The 3,281-nt window shown below is 46.6% G+C and carries 3 protein-coding genes and 1 pseudogene; 2 read left to right on the top strand and 2 right to left on the bottom strand.

The window, feature by feature from the left end; translation table 11 throughout:
- Positions 1 to 1,250 (top strand): annotated as a pseudogene (locus OGY15_RS00785) (hypothetical protein); the annotation flags it as partial.
- A 12-nt stretch (positions 1,251 to 1,262) separates the two neighbouring features.
- On the top strand, positions 1,263 to 1,793 hold the full coding sequence (locus OGY15_RS00780) for a tail fiber assembly protein (protein WP_286537428.1): 531 nt from the start codon (positions 1,263 to 1,265) through the stop codon (positions 1,791 to 1,793).
- On the opposite strand, the gene OGY15_RS00775 is transcribed toward OGY15_RS00780, so the two are convergent.
- Positions 1,765 to 2,304 carry a tail fiber assembly protein gene (locus OGY15_RS00775; protein ID WP_286537426.1) on the bottom strand — a complete coding sequence of 180 codons (540 nt, stop codon included), beginning with the start codon at positions 2,302 to 2,304 and terminating at the stop codon, positions 1,765 to 1,767. The two genes, OGY15_RS00780 and OGY15_RS00775, sit on opposite strands and share 29 nt — an antisense overlap.
- A gap of 15 nt (positions 2,305 to 2,319) precedes the next feature.
- Positions 2,320 to 3,281: pyocin knob domain-containing protein (locus tag OGY15_RS00770; RefSeq protein ID WP_286537424.1), on the bottom strand; the 962-nt coding region annotated here is incomplete at its 5' end.

The following is a 3,281-nucleotide window of genomic DNA, read 5'->3' as shown; positions in this document are numbered from 1 at the left end:
TTGGTTTAGTAGAAACGATAAATCGTGCTGCTGGATCACTTCAAAAAGACCAGAATGGCGCAGATGTGCCACAACCGGATTGGTTTGTACGAAATATCGGCGCAGCGCGGGCTTTCAGCGGAACGGTAAGCATCGGCGGCGGCGGTGACTGGACGACAGCGGAGTTTATCGCCTGGCTTGAATCTCAGGGGGCATTTAATCATCCGTACTGGATGTGTAAAGGTTCGTGGTCTTATGGTAATAACCGCACTATCACCGATACAGGGTGCGGAAATATCCATCTGGCCGGTGCGGTAGTTGAGGTTATGGGCGTACGTGGTGCGATGACAATTCGTGTCACGACACCAACATCCTCAACGGGTGGTGTTGTAAATGCTCAGTTTACCTACGTTAATCATGGTGAGGGTTATCCGGCAACATGGCGGCGGGATTTTAACACCGCAAACAAGCCAACATCAGAAGATGTTGGGGCGCTGCCGGTAACTGGCGGAGAGATTAGTGGGGATTTAGGTGTTGAAGGCATTACATCAACAAAAGCGCTTTATACGTCTAAGTTGTTTACCCAGCGCTCAGAGGTTCCATTCGAATTTGGATTAGCAAACCAGGTTACCGGACCACAGTATTGGGATATTCACACGACATATCCTGAAATTGATTACGATTACAGGGTTGCATTTAACAGTAATGCTAACCGGATCGATTTATTACATAAAAGTGGGTACGCTGGTTTAAATCTTGGCGGTCTGGCATTGCGTGTCATGCAAATTGATAATGTTGGCAGAGTAGATGGCAATGCTCTTATTCCTCATTTTGATTCCTCTGGGAAATTAGTCATGAACTATGGCTATTATCAGGATGGGTTTAGTATTAATTTTTATGATGAAAATGGTGCGTGGCAATCAAATCCGTTTTTTGTCGGGCGTAATGGGAATGCAACAGTATCAGGAAACTTAGGTGCTAAAGCAGTTTATGATAATGGTCAACGAGTTTATTCACCACATAACCTGCCTCCAGCTGTCGATTTATCGCCCTACGCAACGATGAATTGGGTATTGCAGAACTTTGTCCAGAATATCGACCTTACAGCCCCTGCTGAGGTTGGGTTTTGGGACGGGCGGGGTTATATGCGCCCGACTGATGGTGCGGCTATGTATAACTTTAATATGGTTGGAGGCAGCAGCAACGTTGGTAATTTTATTATTCGTTATATGCGAAAACTTGTTAATAACACATGGTATGTAATTAACTAGAAGGGAATAAAAATGCAGAATTTCGGTAAATTCACTCCATATACCCCAGACACCACCGACAGACCAAAAATTATTGATGGTCAGAACGTCCTGTTTTTAAAGGATGACAAAGGTAATGACTGGTATGACGTAATTGAGTTATTTGATGAGTCTGAAACGCTGAAAATTGGCTATGACGATGATGGTTGCGTAAGAACGTTCGCAACAAATATTCATGCGCTTTTCCCGGTCAATCTCAGTGTCGTCGAGCTTCCTGCAACAAAAGCTAATTTGCGTGTCACGCTGGGTGATGACTGGTTTTATAAAAACGGGAAATTGCAGCAAATCCGCAATCACCTGGCTGACGCCGAAGCGGAACGCGACCGCCGCATGGCTGAAGCTACAGCGCGTATTGACTGGCTGGAAGCGGCACAAAAAGACGGAGATATCTCAGGCGAGGAAGAAGACGAACTGGCGGCGCTACGGGCTTATCGTACCGCGCTACGCCGCCTTGACTTAACTACAGCACCAGATGTTAAGTGGCCTGAATATTCGGTGGCGTAGGCCATTCAGGTTTTGACGTATCAACACGCCGAACCTTCACCCTGTATTTTTTCCATTCTGACAGTGCGGCGGTTTCTTCTTCCGTCGCCATCCCCTCATCGACAGCATCTTCCAGTGGCGCAATAGCGACAGCAGCGGCAGACAATAGCTCGGTCTTCTTCGCTTCAGCCTGTGCGCGTAATTCCTCTTGCGAATATTGCCGTGGCTTAATTTCTCCATTGTCGAATACCCATCCCCCAAAAATATCTGCACTCTTGTTCGCTTCTGTAATATCAACTTCAACAACGCTAAAACCACGCGGGTAAATGCTTGTAACGTCCCTGCTAATACTGCGAATAATACCGACTTCGTCGTAGGCAATTTTCAACGTATCAGCCGAGAAATCAGCCTGAGATTTATACCAATCCCTGCCATCATCAGAAATTAGAAATTCAACATTATATTCTTTGATAAGAAGCTGGCTTTCTTTATCGTCTGGCGTGTATTTTTTTAAATTTTTAAGGTGTTGCATTTTGTCCTCTGCATATTATCCGCTAATTGTTACCCATTGTCCGTTAATGAGCACCTGAACAGGCTTGTATCGGACATAAGATTTATCATTATTAAAATCACCACCAGTCAGAACGTGACCAGCCGGACAATCACCACCATCCCCCCACCATGTAGTCGATATGGCTGAACCTAGCCTCATACTCTGGATATAACGCGCATCGCTTTCCGCTTTTGTATAAGCCTGACCTGCTGGTGTGAAATTACCTTTGAGTTGAAAGGTGGCGGCAAGATAATCCCGCAACCAACCACCCCACATAGTGCCGTATACGTTACCGTCTGCTGCCAAACGAACAGCGCCGTTACCAGCCTGAATTTCACCCGTGGCAATGCAATTGCCGTTAACTTTTAACGGTTTCAGGCTTTCAATAAGGCTGCTGATAAACCGCATAACAAGCGCTGAGTTCGCGTAGACATTCAGGATCCCATCGCCTTCCTGTTTAAAGCCGGTATCGTTATCACCAAGAACGATTGAGTTACCGCCAAGGACGTTCGCCACTCCAATTCCAAGCGGACCAGTAAGCGCGCCGCCAGTGATTGGGAGCGCACCTACATCAGTTGCACCAGGCTTATTTTGGGTATTGTATTCACGCGCCCAGGGTGTCCAGCCCCCTGTACTGTATTTACTTCGGGACCAGATTCGCGAGCTGTTGTAAGTATGATAAACCTGAGTCACTCCAGCGCCTCTCAGTACCATCAGAGAACCCGCATTATTCTCCGGGTAATTCAGGGCTGCACTGGTATTAACATTCGCATCCTGAGCATACAGTCCCGGCGTCTGATAGTTGTCCAGATTCTGGTTTGCACCAATCATCACGACTTGCCCATTAAAAATATCCTGGGCAGTGACATTGGTATCCCCAGTTAGAGCATGACCGTTAATTTTGCGCGTTGAAGGCACCGCGCCAGCTGCTAAATTTATGGTTTCTACTAAACCAA

The sequence above is a fragment of the Citrobacter sp. Cu231 genome (assembly GCF_030332265.1).
In the GTDB taxonomy this organism is placed as follows: Bacteria; Pseudomonadota; Gammaproteobacteria; order Enterobacterales; family Enterobacteriaceae; genus Citrobacter; species Citrobacter meridianamericanus.
The sequence above is the reverse complement of the archived record's forward strand: the minus strand, read 5'-3'. Positions and strand labels throughout refer to the sequence as shown.